Annotated in this window: 19 protein-coding genes and 1 other annotated feature; of the genes, 12 read left to right on the top strand and 7 right to left on the bottom strand. The window is 53.5% G+C overall.

All coding sequences use genetic code 11. The annotated features are described in order from the left end of the window. Positions 1-16: 16 nt before the first annotated feature. The 5 genes from ACXIZX_RS07810 to hxpB form a co-directional block, all read right to left on the bottom strand. Positions 17-1,408 carry an L-cystine transporter gene (locus ACXIZX_RS07810; protein ID WP_008102914.1) on the bottom strand — a complete coding sequence of 464 codons (1,392 nt, stop codon included), beginning with the start codon at positions 1,406-1,408 and terminating at the stop codon, positions 17-19. 153 nt (positions 1,409-1,561) lie between these two features. Next, a complete protein-coding gene (locus ACXIZX_RS07815; RefSeq protein WP_008102915.1) occupies positions 1,562-2,152 on the bottom strand; it encodes a metal-dependent hydrolase in 591 nt (196 codons plus the stop codon). A gap of 140 nt (positions 2,153-2,292) precedes the next feature. Beyond that, positions 2,293-3,054, bottom strand: coding sequence for a 2-dehydro-3-deoxy-D-gluconate 5-dehydrogenase KduD (gene kduD / locus ACXIZX_RS07820; RefSeq protein ID WP_061716712.1), 762 nt, complete (start codon positions 3,052-3,054; stop codon positions 2,293-2,295). Positions 3,055-3,067: 13 nt separating this feature from the next. Continuing rightward, complete coding sequence (gene kduI / locus ACXIZX_RS07825; RefSeq protein ID WP_179451155.1) at positions 3,068-3,904, bottom strand: 5-dehydro-4-deoxy-D-glucuronate isomerase; 837 nt, start codon at positions 3,902-3,904, stop codon at positions 3,068-3,070. A gap of 157 nt (positions 3,905-4,061) precedes the next feature. Next, positions 4,062-4,730 (bottom strand): hexitol phosphatase HxpB, encoded by a 669-nt coding sequence (gene hxpB / locus ACXIZX_RS07830; protein ID WP_179451153.1) that lies wholly within the window; start codon positions 4,728-4,730, stop codon positions 4,062-4,064. 142 nt (positions 4,731-4,872) lie between these two features. On the opposite strand from hxpB, the gene ACXIZX_RS07835 reads away from it, so the two are divergent. Then, positions 4,873-5,409, top strand: coding sequence for a YniB family protein (locus ACXIZX_RS07835; protein WP_179451150.1), 537 nt, complete (start codon positions 4,873-4,875; stop codon positions 5,407-5,409). Positions 5,410-5,413: 4 nt separating this feature from the next. On the opposite strand, the gene ACXIZX_RS07840 is transcribed toward ACXIZX_RS07835, so the two are convergent. Both ACXIZX_RS07840 and ghoS read right to left on the bottom strand, forming a co-directional pair. Then, the gene (locus ACXIZX_RS07840; RefSeq protein ID WP_179451148.1) at positions 5,414-6,307 is read right to left on the bottom strand and encodes a fructosamine kinase family protein; all 894 of its coding nucleotides are present in this window, start codon (positions 6,305-6,307) and stop codon (positions 5,414-5,416) included. An 89-nt stretch (positions 6,308-6,396) separates the two neighbouring features. Further along, complete coding sequence (ghoS, locus tag ACXIZX_RS07845; RefSeq protein WP_179451144.1) at positions 6,397-6,687, bottom strand: type V toxin-antitoxin system endoribonuclease antitoxin GhoS; 291 nt, start codon at positions 6,685-6,687, stop codon at positions 6,397-6,399. A gap of 331 nt (positions 6,688-7,018) precedes the next feature. Between ghoS and ACXIZX_RS07850 the strand changes: the two genes are divergently transcribed. From ACXIZX_RS07850 to btuC, 11 genes are all read left to right on the top strand, one after another. After that, the gene (locus tag ACXIZX_RS07850) at positions 7,019-7,780 is read left to right on the top strand and encodes a DUF481 domain-containing protein (RefSeq protein ID WP_061716706.1); all 762 of its coding nucleotides are present in this window, start codon (positions 7,019-7,021) and stop codon (positions 7,778-7,780) included. A gap of 246 nt (positions 7,781-8,026) precedes the next feature. Then, complete coding sequence (gene thrS / locus ACXIZX_RS07855; RefSeq protein ID WP_179451142.1) at positions 8,027-9,964, top strand: threonine--tRNA ligase; 1,938 nt, start codon at positions 8,027-8,029, stop codon at positions 9,962-9,964. Beyond that, the gene (gene infC / locus ACXIZX_RS07860; RefSeq protein ID WP_036647992.1) at positions 9,960-10,511 is read left to right on the top strand and encodes a translation initiation factor IF-3; all 552 of its coding nucleotides are present in this window, start codon (positions 9,960-9,962) and stop codon (positions 10,509-10,511) included. Before thrS ends, infC begins: the two co-directional genes overlap by 5 nt. A gap of 99 nt (positions 10,512-10,610) precedes the next feature. Then, on the top strand, positions 10,611-10,808 hold the full coding sequence (gene rpmI, locus ACXIZX_RS07865; RefSeq protein WP_004157374.1) for a 50S ribosomal protein L35: 198 nt from the start codon (positions 10,611-10,613) through the stop codon (positions 10,806-10,808). Positions 10,809-10,902: 94 nt separating this feature from the next. Next, on the top strand, positions 10,903-11,259 hold the full coding sequence (gene rplT / locus ACXIZX_RS07870; protein ID WP_007892678.1) for a 50S ribosomal protein L20: 357 nt from the start codon (positions 10,903-10,905) through the stop codon (positions 11,257-11,259). A 116-nt stretch (positions 11,260-11,375) separates the two neighbouring features. Beyond that, positions 11,376-11,501, top strand: a sequence feature (Phe leader region). After that, a complete protein-coding gene (gene pheM, locus ACXIZX_RS07875) occupies positions 11,381-11,425 on the top strand; it encodes a pheST operon leader peptide PheM (RefSeq protein WP_106120997.1) in 45 nt (14 codons plus the stop codon). Its footprint overlaps the feature before it by 45 nt. A gap of 71 nt (positions 11,502-11,572) precedes the next feature. Next, a complete protein-coding gene (gene pheS, locus ACXIZX_RS07880; RefSeq protein WP_061716705.1) occupies positions 11,573-12,556 on the top strand; it encodes a phenylalanine--tRNA ligase subunit alpha in 984 nt (327 codons plus the stop codon). A gap of 14 nt (positions 12,557-12,570) precedes the next feature. Then, positions 12,571-14,958 (top strand): phenylalanine--tRNA ligase subunit beta, encoded by a 2,388-nt coding sequence (gene pheT / locus ACXIZX_RS07885; RefSeq protein WP_479403889.1) that lies wholly within the window; start codon positions 12,571-12,573, stop codon positions 14,956-14,958. Positions 14,959-14,962: 4 nt separating this feature from the next. Next, positions 14,963-15,265, top strand: a complete 303-nt coding sequence (gene ihfA, locus ACXIZX_RS07890; RefSeq protein ID WP_007892687.1) for an integration host factor subunit alpha — start codon at positions 14,963-14,965, stop codon at positions 15,263-15,265. A gap of 190 nt (positions 15,266-15,455) precedes the next feature. Continuing rightward, the gene (locus ACXIZX_RS07895) at positions 15,456-15,830 is read left to right on the top strand and encodes a DUF2502 domain-containing protein (protein WP_479403890.1); all 375 of its coding nucleotides are present in this window, start codon (positions 15,456-15,458) and stop codon (positions 15,828-15,830) included. A 90-nt stretch (positions 15,831-15,920) separates the two neighbouring features. Beyond that, complete coding sequence (btuC, locus tag ACXIZX_RS07900) at positions 15,921-16,904, top strand: vitamin B12 ABC transporter permease BtuC (RefSeq protein ID WP_479403891.1); 984 nt, start codon at positions 15,921-15,923, stop codon at positions 16,902-16,904. Positions 16,905-16,929: the final 25 nt, after the last annotated feature.

Raw genomic sequence — 16,929 nt, forward strand, 5'->3', positions numbered from 1 at the left:
GTGGTATTGAGGAGTGTTAGCGGTGTGCCAGTTCGGCGTGCTCGTCGCTCTCCAGCACTTTTTTGTCGGTCAATCCGAGCCAGCGGCTGGTGAGTGAACCGGCGGTCATTGAACCATTTACGTTGAGCGCGGTACGGCCCATATCGATCAGCGGTTCGATGGAGATCAGCAGCGCCACCAACGTCACCGGCAAGCCCATCGCTGGCAGCACAATCAGTGCGGCGAAGGTAGCACCGCCGCCGACGCCGGCCACACCGGCAGAACTCAGCGTCACGATACCCACCAGCGTCGCAATCCACATTGGGTCAAACGGGTTGATGCCCACGGTTGGCGCAACCATCACCGCCAGCATGGTCGGATAGAGACCCGCACAACCATTCTGACCGATGGTGGCACCGAACGACGCCGAGAAGCTGGCGATCGATTCCGGCACGCCAAGGCGACGCGTCTGGGTTTCCACGTTCAGTGGAATACTGGCGGCGCTGGAGCGGCTGGTGAAGGCAAAGGTGATCACCGGCCACACTTTACGGAAGAAGCGCATTGGGTTGATGCCGTTAACCGACAGCAGCAGCGCGTGAACGGCAAACATAATTGCCAGACCGAGATAAGAAGCCACCACGAAGCCACCCAGCTTGATGATGTCTTGCAGGTTGGAACCGGCCACCACTTTGGTCATCAGCGCCAGTACGCCGTACGGCGTCAGCTTCATGATCAAACGCACCAGCTTCATCACCCAGGATTGCAGGGTGTCGATTGCAACCAGCACGCGCTCGCCTTTTACCTTGTCATCTTTCAGCAGTTGCAGCGCGGCTACACCGAGGAAGGCAGCGAAAATCACTACGCTGATGATGGAAGTTGGATTGGCACCCGCCAGATCGGCAAACGGATTTTTAGGAATGAAGGAGAGCAGCAGCTGCGGCGTGCTGAGGTCAGCCACTTTGCCTACATAGTTGCTCTGAATCGCGCTCAGACGCGCGGTTTCCTGCGCACCTTGCACCAGACCTTCCGCGCTCAGGCCAAACAGCCCAGTCACCAGCACGCCGACCAGCGCGGAGATTGCGGTGGTAAACAGCAGTACGCCAATGGTCAGCACGCTGATTTTACCCAGCGATGAGGCATTGTGCAGACGTGCGACCGCACTCAGGATCGAGGCGAACACCAGCGGCATCACGATCATCTGCAACAGTTGCACATAGCCGTTACCGACGATGTTGAACCAGCCAATCGACGCTTTTACGGTTGGGCTGTTTTCGCCATAGATGGTTTGCAGCGCCAGACCAAAGGCCACACCGAAAACTAATCCGGTCAACACGCGCTTTGACAGGCTCCAGCTTTGGTTGCCAATGCGATTCAGCAGAATCAGCAGCGCGATAAACGCCACGATATTAATAATGAGGGGAAAATCCATGCTCAACTCCAGAGTGTGACGCGCCATCGCCCTGGGATGGCACGTAAAACAGTAAGTCCCCGTTAGGGAATATTTAGAATGTTATCAGTTCAGCGTGGGGCGGGCTTATACCCAAAAAGAATGTTTTATAACTTTATCGCTTGATTCGACTGGTTATTGACCGCTTTGACCATTAACCAACCGACCGACGCCATTTTGTAGCGTATTGAACAGTTGTTCCGGCCAGCCGTTGGCACCAAAAGAGGGCATGCCGGGCGGGAACCACAAGGCATAACCGACCAGCGCCAGGCAAAGTGCGCGTTCCAGCTGATTACCTTTCTGGCTATTGAGGATTGGCAAACGGAAGCGCCAGCGGCAAGGCCACAGCAATGGCACGCCAGCGGGCGTTAGCATATCGGCGACAATATGGCTGAGATAGCCGAGCGTCATACCTTGCAGCACATCGGCGGGCAGAAACCAGTCGGCGGGCACATTGATTTGAAATAGCCACAAACTCACCGCTACCGCCAGCAAACTGTGGGTAAAACCGCGATGACCAAAGGCGCGGGCGATGGGATGCGACAGCCACTTTAATCGCTGGCCTAACACTGATTTAGGGTGATCGATATCGGGCAGCAGGCAGGTTAACAGCGCAGCAGGCACTAAATGCCACCAATCGGCGCTGGCCAAAACTGGCGTCAGCTCCGCGCGCTTGGCAAAAATGGCGCTGGCAATGGCAAAAATGATATGGCCTTCGGCCGTCATGATGAAACCTGGCTGCATAAAACTGTCGATGCATCCAGTATAGGGATTTATCCAGTGAATGAGAATGGTGACGCTGTAACGAAGCGTTAATATTTTTCACTTTCCCGCGTCACAATGACGCGGGAAAAGAACGGGTTAGCTTAGCGCGCTAACCATCCACCATCGACGGCCAATGTATAACCTTGCACATAATCGGAGGCGCTGGAGGCGAGGAACACAATCGGGCCCATCATGTCGTCCGGGACGCCCCAGCGACCTGATGGAATGCGGCCCAAAATTTCCTCGTTGCGTGACTCATCGCTGCGCAGCTGTTCGGTGTTATTGGTGGCCATGTATCCTGGCGCAATGGCGTTAACGTTGATGCCGTGCTTGGCCCATTCGTTGGCCATCAGGCGGGTTAACCCCATCACCGCGCTTTTAGATGCGGTATAAGAAGGCACGCGAATGCCGCCCTGGAACGACAGCATTGAGGCGATATTGATGATCTTGCCGCCGTTGCCTTGCGCGATAAACTGACGCGCGACCTGCTGCGACAGGAAGAACAGGCTTTTGCTGTTGATGTTCATCACATCATCCCAATCCTGTTCGCTGAAGTTGAGTGCATCCTCGCGGCGGATGATGCCGGCATTATTCACCAGGATGTCGATACGGCCGGCCTGCGCCACCGCCTGTTCAACAATGTGCGGCACGATGGACGGTTTAGTCAGATCGGCCTGAATCGACCAAAAACGGCGGCCTAACGCCTCAACTTTGGCCTGCGTATCATCTGGCCCAGCGCGATTGACGCCAATAACGTCACAACCTGCCTGCGCCAAACCCAGCGCCATGCCTTGTCCTAAACCGGTATTGCAACCGGTGACCAGTGCGACTTTGCCTTCAAGACTAAATGCGTTAAGTATCATGATTCGCTCCTTGTTAGCGCAGCGCGCTGATGGCGACGTGGTCCATGTCATCGAAAACCTGGTTTTCGCCCACCATGCCCCAGATAAAGGTGTAGCGCTGCGTTCCCACGCCCGCGTGAATCGACCAGCTCGGTGAAATCACCGCCTGCTCGTTGTGTACTAATAGATGACGCGTCTCCTGCGGCTGGCCCATCATGTGGAACACGGCGCTGTCGTCGGCCATATCGAAGTAGAAGTAGACTTCCATGCGGCGTTCGTGGGTGTGACACGGCATGGTGTTCCACAAGTTGCCATCATCGAGGCGGGTTAATCCCATGGTTAATTGGCAGGTTGGTAACACGTCGGGCACGATGAATTTATTGATGGTGCGGCGATTCGAGGTGGCCGCGTCGCCCAGCGTGGCTTTCACCGCTTCGGCGAGGGTGATTTTTTTGTCCGGATAATGAGTGTGTGCCGGCGCGCTGTTGTAGTAAAACTTCGCCGGATGATTGGCATCGCTACTGCGGAAAATCACGCTCTGCGCGCCTTGTCCGACATACAACGCTTCCTGATTACCTACTTCCCAGGTTTTGCCATCCACTTCAATCAATCCCGGTCCACCGATGTTGATTACGCCGAGCTCGCGGCGTTCGAGGAAGTAACTGACGCCCAGTTGTTTACCCACTTCATGGCCGATGGTCACGGATTTCTGCACCGGCATTACGCCGCCGATGATGATGCGATCGATATGGCTGTAAGTGAGGGTGTAATTGTCGGCGTCGAAAATCTTGTCGATCAGAAACTCACGGCGTAGGCCGTCAGTGTCCAGCGTTTTGGCATGTTCGCTATGAATGCTTTGACGAATGTCCATCTCAGGCCTCTCAAGAGTCAAAGGAAGTGGTCCCGATGCGGGTCTTTGGGCATCTTAGGCAGGATGGGATATGAATTCAATAAAAATGAAACGATGTTTTATTTATTTGCGTGTGCGATCAAATTGCACAAAAAAGCCCGCGATAAGCGGGCTGCGGTTAACCGTGCAGATGTTCGGGTTTGAGCTGAGTTAAATTATCAAGAATCACATTGGCTAACGCCCAACGCGCATCATCGCGATGATCGGCTGCTGGCACCACGATCGAGCGCATGCGTGCGGCTTTGGTGGCAATCATGCCGTTGAAGGAATCTTCCAGCGTCACACAGTTCAGTGGGTCGATACCCAGTTTGGCTGCGGCGTCGAGATAGACCTGCGGGTGCGGTTTGCTGTACGGCAGCGCTTCCGCAGACGCCAGCACATCAAAGTATTTGCGCAGGTCAAACATCTCCAGCACGCGCTCCAGCATGTGCAGCGGCGAGGCGGAGGCGAGGCCGATTTTCAAACCTTGCTGCTGGCACAGTTGCAGTGCCTGCTCCACGCCAGGCAGCAGCGGACGCGTCTCTTCAACCAGCGCCAGCGCGCGGGCAATGATGCGTTGGGTCACTTCCTGCTGATCCGGGCCGTTCCACGGCAGCGCTTCAAACCACATGCGCACGGTTTGATCGATGCGCAGACCCAGCGTATCGGGCAATTCGTGACGGCGGGTGATGTCGACGCCAAGGCTGGCGAAGATATCCAATTCCGCCTGATCCCACAGCGGTTCTGAGTCGATCAACAATCCGTCCATATCAAAGATGGCGGCCAAAACAGGACGACGATATGACATACAACTGCTCCCTTGGAAATTTGGCTTACCTTAGCACGAGTGCCGGAGAAAGCCGACTTGCGGCAGGCCACGCATTTTTCAGGAAAAATTGCAGTAGTGCAGGTAGACTTAGGCAAAACTATTATCGGTTCAGGGAGACACCATGACTTACCAACAGGCTGGCCGCATCGCCATCCTTAAGCGAGTGGCTGGCTGGGTGATTTTTATACCAGCACTGTTATCCACCCTTATTTCGCTGCTGGGCTTTATGTTTAAGCACAGTGAAAAGCAGCCAGGCATTGATGCCGTGATGCTCGATTTTGTCCATGTTATGGTCGACATGGTGAAGTTCAATACGCCGTTCCTTAATGTGTTTTGGCAGAACTCGCCGGTGCCGGAGTTTAATGGCGGCGCGAATATCGGCTTTTGGCTGATCTATATCCTGATTTTTGTCGGGATTGCGCTGCAGGCTTCGGGGGCGCGGATGTGGCGTCAGTCGCGCCATATTAAAGAGGGCATTGAAGATCAGCTGATCATGGAACAGGCGAAAGGCAGTGAAGGGCGTACGCGAACGCAGCTGGAAGAGAAAATCCATATGCCGCGTCACACCATTTTCTTGCAGATTTTTCCGCTCTACATTTTGCCGATTATCATCGCGATTGCCGGCTACTTTGTGCTGAAGCTACTCGGCATGCTGTAACGCGTCAGGCCGGTCTGGCCTGACGTTCTCCCAACACATCTTCATCCAACAACTGGCCGATGGCGAACTGCGCTTCGCCCGTCCAGTTGCCGCCGAACACATTGGCGCGATTGAGCAGGTAATAAAGCTGATAGACCGGCTGACGCTGTGAGAATCCGTCCTCCAGTGGCCAAACCGCGTGGTAGCCATCATAAATCTGGCGCGGTAAATCGGCGTAGTAGCTCAGCATCGCCAGATCGCATTCGCGGTCGCCCCAATAGCAGGCGGGATCGAACAGCCACGGACCGGTTGCGCTGCCAGCGCAGTTGGCGGGCCATAAATCGCCGTGTAATAAAGAGGGTTGCGGATGATGGTTGGCTAACGTGCGCTGCACACAATCGACAATCAGCTCGGTATCGCCATAATGCACGCCTTTTTCGGCAGCCAGTTGCAGCTGCCAGCCGATGCGCTGCTCAGCGAAGAACACCGACCAGCGGCGTAACCAGCTGTTCGGCTGAGGTGAGGTGGTGATGTTGTTGTCGTAATCAAGACCAAATTGCGGTTGCTCGCTCCATTGGTGCAGATGCGCTAACTGTTGGCCGAGCTGGAAGGCACTCTGATCGGTAAAGGGTTGAGGCGGAATATATTCCAGCAGTAGGAAGCTGGTATCACGATCGTTGCCGACGCCATACACTTTCGGTACGCGAACGGTTTGCGTGCGCGCCAGCAGGTCGAGTTGATCGGCTTCCCAGCTAAACAAGGTGAGCATGTCGCGGGTGTTACATTTGACGAACACATCTAACTCGCCATAGCGGATACGCCAGGCAGGATGGACATCGCCACCGGGAAGTTCCTGACGGTCGGTGATTTCAGCATCACCGGCGTGCTCGCTTAACAGACGACTAATGGCTGACCACATCGGGTAATCCTCTTTGTTCGCTGCGTGAGTTCGATTGTAACGCGCAAAACCTGAGCAAACCTGGCGTCGATGCCGTTTTTTGCACTGCGTCAGGATTGGTCTTTCAAAAATGCCTCTAGCGTGGTGACGGTGACTTCAGGTTTTTGGTCGAGAGCGATTTGCGCGTATCCTGCGGCCTGCTCCGCCACTTCATGTTCCTCTAAAGCGCTGACAATGCCAAAGCTGTTAGTGCCCAGCTCATGCGGATGACCTTCATCATCACTTAACGTGGTGCTATATCCGCCATTGATCATGGCGCTATTCACTGACTGCAAGTCGCCAAGTCCATTTTCCTGATACTTTAGCGTGACAATGTAACGTTTGACATCATGGTCACTCATTATTCACCTCATTGTTATCGAACAGATTTCAGCGTAGACCAGCGGGCAGGATAGAGCGAATTTTAGGCGATTGATCAGCAGGAATGGCAGGTAAAGCTCTGTCAAAAAAGTTCAGAAAATTCTTCTGGCTTTTGGGCTGCTATTTGAGTAATTGCCCCCTATAATGCGCAACGAAAATGGGAAAAGTCCCATTAAAAGAGCGGTCCAGCGACTTTCCTGGCTTTTTTTGCGGGTACATAATTTTTTACAAAACTTACGGTAAATTGCATTGATTGACCGGAGAAACGCTTCAGACTCTTCGTTTTTTAAACTGTCGTACGGGTTACTTTTAATGAAAGCCTTTAACAAGCTGTCCGCTGTTTTATTGCTCTCTGCTGGAGCATTTTGTCACCAGGCATTTGCAGATAACGCCGTTTTCACCTCCATGGATGACCCTTCAACGGCGAAAAAACCGTTTGAAGGCAGTGCGTCAGCGGGTTACCTGGCTCAAACCGGTAACACCACCAGTTCTTCGCTGAGTGCGGCTACCAATATGACGTGGTACCAAACCAACACCGCACTGAGCCTGTGGGGTAACGCCTCGAACAACTCCTCTAACGATGAGCGTTCATCTGAGACCTACAACATCGGTGGCCGTAGCCGTTATAACCTCAACAGCGCCGATTACCTGTTTGGTCAGGCGAGCTGGTTGAGCGACCGTTTCAACGGTTATGACTCACGCGATGTACTGACCGCCGGTTACGGTCGTCAGCTCCTCAACGGTCCGGTTCACTCACTGCGTGCTGAATTCGGTCCGGGTGTGCGTTACGACGATTTCCATGATGGCGGCCATGAAACCAAAGCATTGGGTTATGGTGCAGTGAGCTATCAATGGCAGCTGACAGATACCACCAAATTTATCCAGGGTGTTTCTGTGCTGAGCAGCTTCGGTGAAGACACCACGCTGAACTCAGAAACTGCGCTGCAGGTGGCCATCAATGCGCACTTCGCGCTGAAGTTGGGCTACAACGTGACCTGGAACAACAATCCGCCAGAATCTGCGCCGGATCGTACCGATACCAAAACCACGATCCAGCTCTCATACTCAATGTAAGCGAGACGGATGTGAATCACCGCTGCCAGGCCTGCGCCTCGCAGCGGTTTTTTTTATTTCTCTTTAGCTTAGCGAATTTCCGCACGGGTTTTGATCGGCGGCGAAAGCTGCTATTATCATCGCCGCTTTACATTCCTGGCGTCATTCCGACAACGTGGGTCTGACATCACGCCGGGTTACACACTACAAAACTCATTTTTGCATGTAGGCTTTCGTGTGGCTTACCACTGCAATTAAGGATATGAAATGCCAGTAATTACTCTTCCTGATGGCAGCCAGCGCAGCTTTGACCGTCCGGTCAGCGTGATGGATATTGCGTTGGATATTGGACCGGGTTTGGCGAAAGCCTGTATCGCGGGTCGCGTGAATGGCGAGTTGGTTGATGCGGTTGATCCGATCACCGAAGACGCTCAGGTCGCGATTATTACCGCTAAAGACGACGCCGGTTTAGAAATCATTCGTCACTCTTGCGCGCACCTGTTAGGGCATGCGATTAAGCAGCTGTGGCCAAACACCAAGATGGCTATCGGCCCGGTGATTGATAACGGTTTCTATTATGACGTCGACCTGGAACATACCTTAACCCAGGAAGATCTTGAGCTGCTGGAAAAGCGTATGCACCAGTTGGCTGAAAGCAACTACGATGTGGTGAAGAAAAAGGTGAGCTGGCAGGAAGCACGTGACGTGTTTGCTGAGCGTGGCGAAAGCTACAAAACCACCATTCTTGACGAGAACATCAGCCACAACGATCGTCCTGGCTTGTATCACCATGAAGAATACATCGACATGTGCCGCGGTCCGCACGTGCCGAACATGCGTTTCTGCCATCACTTTAAACTGCAGAAAATCTCCGGGGCTTACTGGCGCGGCAACAGCGATAACAAAATGCTGCAGCGTATTTACGGTACGGCCTGGGCGGATAAAAAGCAGCTGGCTGCTTATTTGCAGCGTCTGGAAGAAGCGGCGAAGCGCGATCACCGTAAAATCGGTAAGCAGCTTGATCTCTACCACATGCAGGAAGAAGCTCCGGGCATGGTGTTCTGGCACAATGACGGCTGGACCATCTTCCGCGAACTGGAAGTGTTTGTGCGTACCAAGCTGAAAGAGTACGACTACCAGGAAGTGAAAGGTCCGTTCATGATGGACCGCGTGCTGTGGGAAAAAACCGGGCACTGGGAGAACTATAAAGAAGCAATGTTCACCACCTCTTCAGAGAACCGTGAATATTGCATCAAGCCGATGAACTGCCCAGGCCACGTTCAGATCTTTAATCAGGGTCTGAAATCCTACCGCGACCTGCCGCTGCGTATGGCGGAATTTGGTAGCTGCCATCGTAACGAGCCATCAGGTGCCTTGCATGGTCTGATGCGCGTACGCGGCTTTACCCAGGATGATGCTCACGTCTTCTGTACCGAAGATCAGGTACGTGATGAAGTGAACAGCTGTATCCGCATGGTCTACGACATGTACAGCACCTTCGGTTTTGAAAAAATCGTGGTGAAACTGTCGACCCGTCCGGAAAAACGTATCGGTACCGACGAAATGTGGGATCGTGCGGAAGTGGATTTGGCAGAAGCGCTGAAAGAGAATGACATTCCATTCGAATATCAGCCGGGAGAAGGTGCCTTCTACGGCCCTAAAATTGAGTTTACCCTGTACGATTGTCTCGACCGCGCCTGGCAGTGTGGTACCGTTCAGCTAGACTTCTCCCTGCCGAAACGTCTGGACGCGACTTTTGTCGGTGAAAACAACGATCGTCAGACACCGGTGATGATTCACCGCGCAATTCTCGGTTCAATGGAGCGCTTTATCGGCATCCTGACCGAAGAGTTCGCTGGATTCTTCCCGAGTTGGCTGGCACCAGTGCAAGCTGTGGTGATGAATATCACCGACAGTCAGTCAGAATACGTCAGCGAATTGACAAAGAAACTGCAGAATGCAGGTATTCGTGTCAAAGCGGACTTGAGAAACGAGAAGATAGGCTTTAAAATCCGCGAGCACACATTACGTCGCGTCCCTTATATGCTGGTTTGCGGTGACAAAGAGGTGGAAGCAGGCAAAGTTGCCGTGCGCACCCGCCGTGGTAAAGACCTTGGGAGCATGGACGTAGATGTGTTTGTTGAGAAGCTGCAACAAGAGATTCGCAGCCGACATCTTCACCAATTAGAGGAAACAGGTTATTAAAGGCGGAAAACGAGTACAACCAACACGTCCGAACCGTATCAACGGCGAAATCCGTGCTACCGAAGTGCGCTTATCTGGCGTAGACGGCGAGCAACTTGGCATTGTCACCCTGCGTGAAGCCATTGAGAAAGCTGAAGAAGCCGGCGTAGATTTAGTTGAAATCAGCCCGAACGCCGAACCGCCGGTTTGCCGTATCATGGATTACGGCAAGTTCCTTTATGAAAAAAGCAAGTCTTCTAAGGAACAGAAGAAGAAGCAGAAAGTTATCCAGGTTAAGGAAATCAAATTCCGTCCTGGTACCGATGATGGCGACTATCAGGTCAAACTACGCAACCTGATTCGCTTTCTGGAAGAGGGCGATAAAGCCAAAATTACGCTGCGTTTCCGCGGTCGTGAGATGGCGCACCAGCAGATCGGTATGGAAGTGCTTAACCGCGTCCGTAAAGATCTGTGTGAAGACATGGATCTGGCGATTGTCGAATCCTTCCCTTCGAAGATCGAAGGTCGTCAGATGATCATGGTGCTCGCTCCTAAGAAGAAACAGTAGGCCTTCAAGTAATAAAGCCGCGCAGCGCTTGCGTTGTGCGGATTTTTATTCGCCTGTCTGATTCATTTTATTAACAATGCGAAGTGGATATTTGTAAAAATGCCAAAGATTAAAACTGTACGTGGCGCCGCTAAGCGCTTCAAGAAGACCGCTTCTGGCGGCTTCAAGCGTAAGCACGCGAACCTGCGTCATATTCTGACTAAAAAGTCTACTAAGCGTAAACGTCACCTGCGTCCGAAAGGCATGGTGTCTAAAGGCGATCTGGGTCTGGTTATTGCCTGCCTGCCGTACGCATAAGTAAGTTTTTTATAAATTTGCCCGAAAACTTTGCGTACTGGCCTTTGGCTTGCAAGGAATAGGGCGTCACAGAATATGATATAGGAGAGCTCACATGGCTCGCGTTAAACGTGGTGTAATTGCTCGCGCACGTCACAAGAAAATCTTAAAACAAGCTAAAGGCTACTATGGTGCACGTTCACGTGTATACCGCGTTGCCTTCCAGGCTGTTATCAAAGCTGGTCAGTATGCTTACCGTGACCGTCGTCAACGTAAGCGTCAGTTCCGTCAACTGTGGATCGCGCGTATCAACGCTGCGGCTCGTCAGAACGGTATCTCTTACAGCCGTTTCATCAATGGCCTGAAAAAAGCCTCTATTGAAATCGACCGTAAGATTCTGGCTGACATCGCTGTATTCGACAAAGTGACATTTACTGCACTTGTTGAAAAAGCAAAATCAGCTCTGGCGTAAGTCAGTTGAAAAAGGGAGCTTGCTCCCTTTTTTATTACCCGCAACTCACGCAAAAGATTGACATTTTGGCCGCTGCGCATTTCAATAGTGCGGTTTCTAAATATGACAAGGTAACGCAAGCATGAATGCTGCTATTTTCCGTTTCTTTTTTTACTTTAGCGCCTGAACATCAGGGGCTTTTGCGCATAAGAAAAGAAACGAAAAATCGCGCTAAAAGCCTCCCTCGTGGAGGCTTTTTTGTTTCTGGCGACACTTAATCGGATCAGCTGATCCCAACGAGAACTGACCAGCCCGGCTGGAAGAAGAGGAAATCATGTCCCAACTCGCAGACCTGGTGGCTCGTGCCACGGCCGCCATCGACGAGGCGGCGGATATCGCTGCTCTGGACGCCGTGCGCGTCGAATTTCTGGGTAAGAAAGGGCATCTGACGCTGCAAATGACCACCCTGCGTGAACTGCCAGCAGAAGAGCGTCCGGCAGCGGGTGCGGTCATCAACGATGCCAAACAGCAAGTGCAGGATCACCTTACCGCGCGCAAAGATACGCTGGAAAGCGCCGAGCTGAATGCGCGTCTGGCTGCAGAAACCATCGACGTGTCGCTGCCTGGCCGTCGCGTTGAGAATGGCGGCTTACATCCGGTGACCCGCACGATCGACCGTATCGAAACCTTCTTCGGCGAACTGGGTTTCGCGGTAGTGACAGGTCCGGAAATTGAAGACGATTATCACAACTTTGATGCGCTAAACATTCCCGGCCATCACCCGGCGCGTGCCGATCACGATACCTTCTGGTTCGATGCCACGCGTTTGCTGCGCACCCAAACCTCAGGCGTGCAGATTCGCACCATGAAAAACCAGCAGCCACCGATCCGCATCATCGCGCCAGGCCGTGTTTATCGTAACGACTACGATCAGACGCACACGCCGATGTTCCATCAGATGGAAGGTTTGATTGTCGATAAGGACATCAGCTTTACCAACCTGAAAGGCACGCTGCACGATTTCCTGAACAATTTCTTCGAAGAGAATCTGCAAATTCGCTTCCGTCCTTCTTACTTCCCGTTCACTGAACCGTCCGCAGAAGTGGATGTGATGGGTAAAAACGGCAAGTGGCTGGAAGTGCTAGGTTGCGGCATGGTGCACCCGAACGTGTTGCGCAATGTTGGCATCGATCCGGAAATTTATTCGGGCTTTGCGTTTGGCATGGGCATGGAGCGTCTCACCATGCTGCGCTACGGTGTGACCGATCTGCGCGCCTTCTTCGAAAATGATTTACGTTTCCTCAAACAATTTAAATAAGGGCAGGTTATCCAATGAAATTCAGTGAACTCTGGTTACGCGAATGGGTAAATCCAGCCCTGGACAGCGCTGCGCTGTCTGAGCAAATCACCATGGCCGGCCTTGAAGTGGACGGCGTGGATCCGGTTGCCGGCGCTTTCAACGGTGTTGTGGTGGGTGAAGTGGTTGAGTGCGGCCAGCATCCAAACGCCGACAAACTGCGCGTCACCAAAATCAACGTCGGTGGCGATCGCCTGTTGGATATCGTCTGCGGCGCGCCAAACTGCCGTCAGGGACTCAAAGTGGCGGTGGCGACCGTTGGCGCTGTGCTACCGGGCGATTTCAAAATCAAAGCGGCAAAACTGCGTGGCGAACCCTCTGAAGGCATGCTGTGTTCCTTCTCCGAGCTGGGGATTTCCGACGATCACAGTGGCATTATCGAGCTGCCAGCCGATGCGCCAATTGGTACCGACATCCGCAGCTATCTGCAGCTGGATGACAACACCATCGAAATCAGCGTTACGCCAAACCGCGCCGATTGCCTGGGCATCATCGGGGTTGCGCGTGATGTAGCGGTACTGAACGGTTTGCCGCTGACGGCGCCTGCCATTGAGCCGGTAAAAGCCACCATCACCGATACTTTCCCGATTCGCGTCGATGCCACCGCCGCGTGCCCGCGCTACCTTGGCCGCGTGGTGAAAGGTATCAACGTCAAAGCCGCTACGCCATTGTGGATGCGTGAAAAGCTGCGTCGTTGCGGTATTCGTTCAATCGATCCGGTGGTCGACATCACCAACTTTGTGTTGCTGGAGCTTGGCCAGCCGATGCACGCCTTTGATCTCGACCGTATCGACGGCGGCATCGTGGTGCGTATGGCAGAAGAGGGCGAAGTGCTGACGCTGCTGGATGGAACCGAAGCCAAACTCAGCAGCGACACGCTGGTGATCGCCGATCACCACAAAGCGCTGGCGATGGGCGGCATCTTTGGTGGCGAGCATTCAGGTGTGAATGAAGAGACGCAAAACGTGCTGTTCGAATGCGCCTACTTTGATCCGCTGGCGATTACCGGCCGCGCACGCCGTCAAGGCCTGCATACCGACGCATCACATCGTTATGAGCGTGGCGTCGATCCGGCGCTGCAGCACAAAGCGATTGAACGCGCGACGCAGCTGCTGCTCGACATCTGTGGCGGCGAAGCGGGCCCGGTCATCGATCAAACTGACGCGAGCGCGCTGCCGCCACGCGCCACCATCACGTTGCGCCGTGAAAAGCTCGATCGCCTGATTGGTCACGTGATTGCTGACGATCAGGTAACTGACATCCTGACGCGTCTCGGCTGTGAAGTGACGGTCAGTGCAGGCGAGTGGCAAGCCGTTGCGCCGAGCTGGCGTTTCGATATGGCCATCGAAGAAGATCTGGTCGAAGAAGTTGCACGCGTTTATGGCTACAACAACATTCCTGATGTGCCGGTGAAAGCCAGCCTGATCATGACGCAACATCGTGAAGCTGATCTGTCGCTGAAGCGTGCGAAAAATCTGCTGGTGGATAAAGGCTATCAGGAAGCGATTACTTACAGCTTCGTCGATCCAAAAATGCAGCAGTTGCTGCATCCTGGCGAAGAAGCGCTGATCCTGCCAAGCCCAATCTCCAGCGATATGTCGGCCATGCGCCTGTCGCTGTGGACCGGTTTACTAGGCGCGGTGGTGTACAACCAAAACCGTCAGCAGGGCCGCGTACGCCTGTTTGAAAGCGGTTTACGCTTTGTTCCTGATACACAGGCCGATCTGGGTATCCGCCAGGATCTTATGCTGGCCGGTGTTTTAAGCGGTAATCGCTATGAAGAGCATTGGGATCTGGCGCGTCAGACGGTTAACTTCTATGATTTGAAAGGCGATTTAGAATCGCTGCTGGATTTGACCGGTAAACTTGATGAGATTTCCTTCCGTGCGGAAGCCAATCCGGCGCTGCATCCAGGACAAAGCGCCGCAATTTATTTACGCGGCGAACGAATCGGATTTATCGGGGTGGTTCATCCAGAGCTGGAACGTAAGCTGGATCTTAACGGCCGCACCTTAGTGTTTGAACTGCTTTGGAATAAGGTCGCAGACCGCGTCCTGCCTGATGCGCGCGAGATTTCCCGCTTCCCGGCAAACCGTCGTGATATCGCCGTTGTCGTGGCTGAAAACGTGCCTGCAGCAGATATCATTGCGGAGTGTAAGAAAGTTGGCGTAAATCAGGTAGTTGGCGTAAACTTGTTTGACGTGTACCGTGGTAAGGGCGTGAACGAGGGTGAAAAGAGCCTTGCGATTAGCCTGATTTTGCAGGATACCAGCCGGACACTCGAAGAAGAGGAGATTGCCGCGACCGTTGCCAAATGCGTTGCGGCATTAAAAGAGCGATTCCAGGCAACCTTGAGGGATTGAACCTATGGCGCTTACAAAAGCTGAAATGTCAGAGTACCTGTTTGAAAAACTCGGGTTGAGCAAACGCGATGCCAAAGAGTTGGTAGAACTTTTTTTTGAAGAGGTTCGCCGCGCGTTGGAAAACGGAGAACAGGTAAAACTGTCCGGATTTGGTAATTTTGATCTGCGTGACAAAAACCAACGTCCGGGCCGTAACCCGAAGACGGGGGAAGATATTCCTATCACCGCGCGCCGAGTGGTGACATTCCGTCCGGGACAGAAGTTGAAAAGTCGCGTCGAGAACGCGACACCCAAGGATGCTGACTAATTTCAGTACGACAAAAAGGCCGCTTAGCGGCCTTTTTTTTGCCTTAAATTTGGTCGTTCTACACGATTTATCCACGATGTAAGGATTTCGTAAGTATCCGGAAAATAGGGCGAAAATCGGTCCTCACTGATAGTGACGGCGTCGACACTTTTGTTATAACAGCGCCATCACATAGCAAATGGTTTGAATAATGAAAAAGACAGCACTTTTATTAAGCATCCTGTTAAGCATGCCGCTGCTGGCTAGCGCCAATGTTTCCGTCAACATCAACACACCGGGCGTTTCGATTCATATCGGCGACCAGGATAAGCGTGGCTACTATTGGGATGGTTACGACTGGCGTGCACCAACGTGGTGGAAACAGCACCATAACCAGCGCATTGGCACCAAAGGTCCGCATGGTTACTGGAACGGTAACGGCTGGCAGGCGCAGCATCCGGGCAATGGACCGCATCGGGATGACAAACGTCAGCCACAGCATCAGCCGCAACCGCAGCATCACGACCAGCATGATAATCAGCAGAAGCGTGATAACCACGGTCAGCCGCTTCCTCCGCATCAGTAATGCTTCTCTGGCGGCGCCTCCACAGCGCCGCTTTCTTTTTGCTGTAATCCCACTACAATCAAATCTCTGTTTTCTCAGCCAATCTTATCTATGACTCTGCTGGATCAGCTTGCTTCACAGGCAAATCGCCGCAGCCAGCGCTGGCTCATCGCACTCAGTGCGCTGTTGTTGCTGCTCATTGGGCTTAGCCTGTCTGCCGGTGATAGCTGGATCTCCCCCACACAATGGTTTTCGGCGCAAGGCGATCTGTTCGTTTGGCAACTGCGCATGCCGCGTACGCTGGCGGTGCTGCTGGTGGGTGCGGCGCTGGCGGTGTGCGGCGTGGTGATGCAGGCGCTGTTCAACAATCCGTTAGCGGAACCTGGCTTACTGGGCGTGTCGAATGGGGCGGGGATTGGTCTGGTATTGGGCGTAATGCTCGGTAACGGTTCGTTATGGAGTTTAGCGCTGGCGGCAATGGCCGGTGCGCTGCTGATCACGCTGATTCTGCTGCATTTTGCTCACAAACAACTCTCGGTGAGCCGACTACTGTTAACCGGCGTGGCGCTCGGCATTATCTGTAGCGCCATCATGACGTGGGCGGTGTACTTTAGCACCAGCCTCGATCTGCGCCAGCTGATGTACTGGATGATGGGCGGCTTTAGCGGCATCGACTGGCGCTATGGCTGGATGATGCTGGCGCTGCTGCCGGTTACGCTGCTGCTGATCGCTACCGCGCGCATACTGAATTTGCTGGCGCTAGGTGAAACCTCGGCGCGTCAGCTCGGATTACCGCTGCTGCTGTGGCGCAACCTGCTGGTGCTGGCGATGGGCTGGTTGGTGGGCGTGAGCGTGGCGATGGCAGGGGCAATCGGCTTTGTCGGTCTGGTGATCCCGCATTTGTTGCGGCTCAGTGGTTTCAGCGATCATCGTTATTTGTTGCCTGCGGCGGCTTTAGCCGGTGCCGCAGTGCTGCTGGGCGCGGATATTATTGCGCGGCTGGTGTTAACCTCCGCCGAACTGCCAATTGGCGTGGTAACGGCCACGCTCGGCGCGCCGCTGTTTATCGTGTTATTAGTGAAGTCTTCGCGCTAGCTACGGCTGGCAACGTGTTATCAAC

Source organism: Candidatus Pantoea symbiotica (assembly GCF_056491525.1).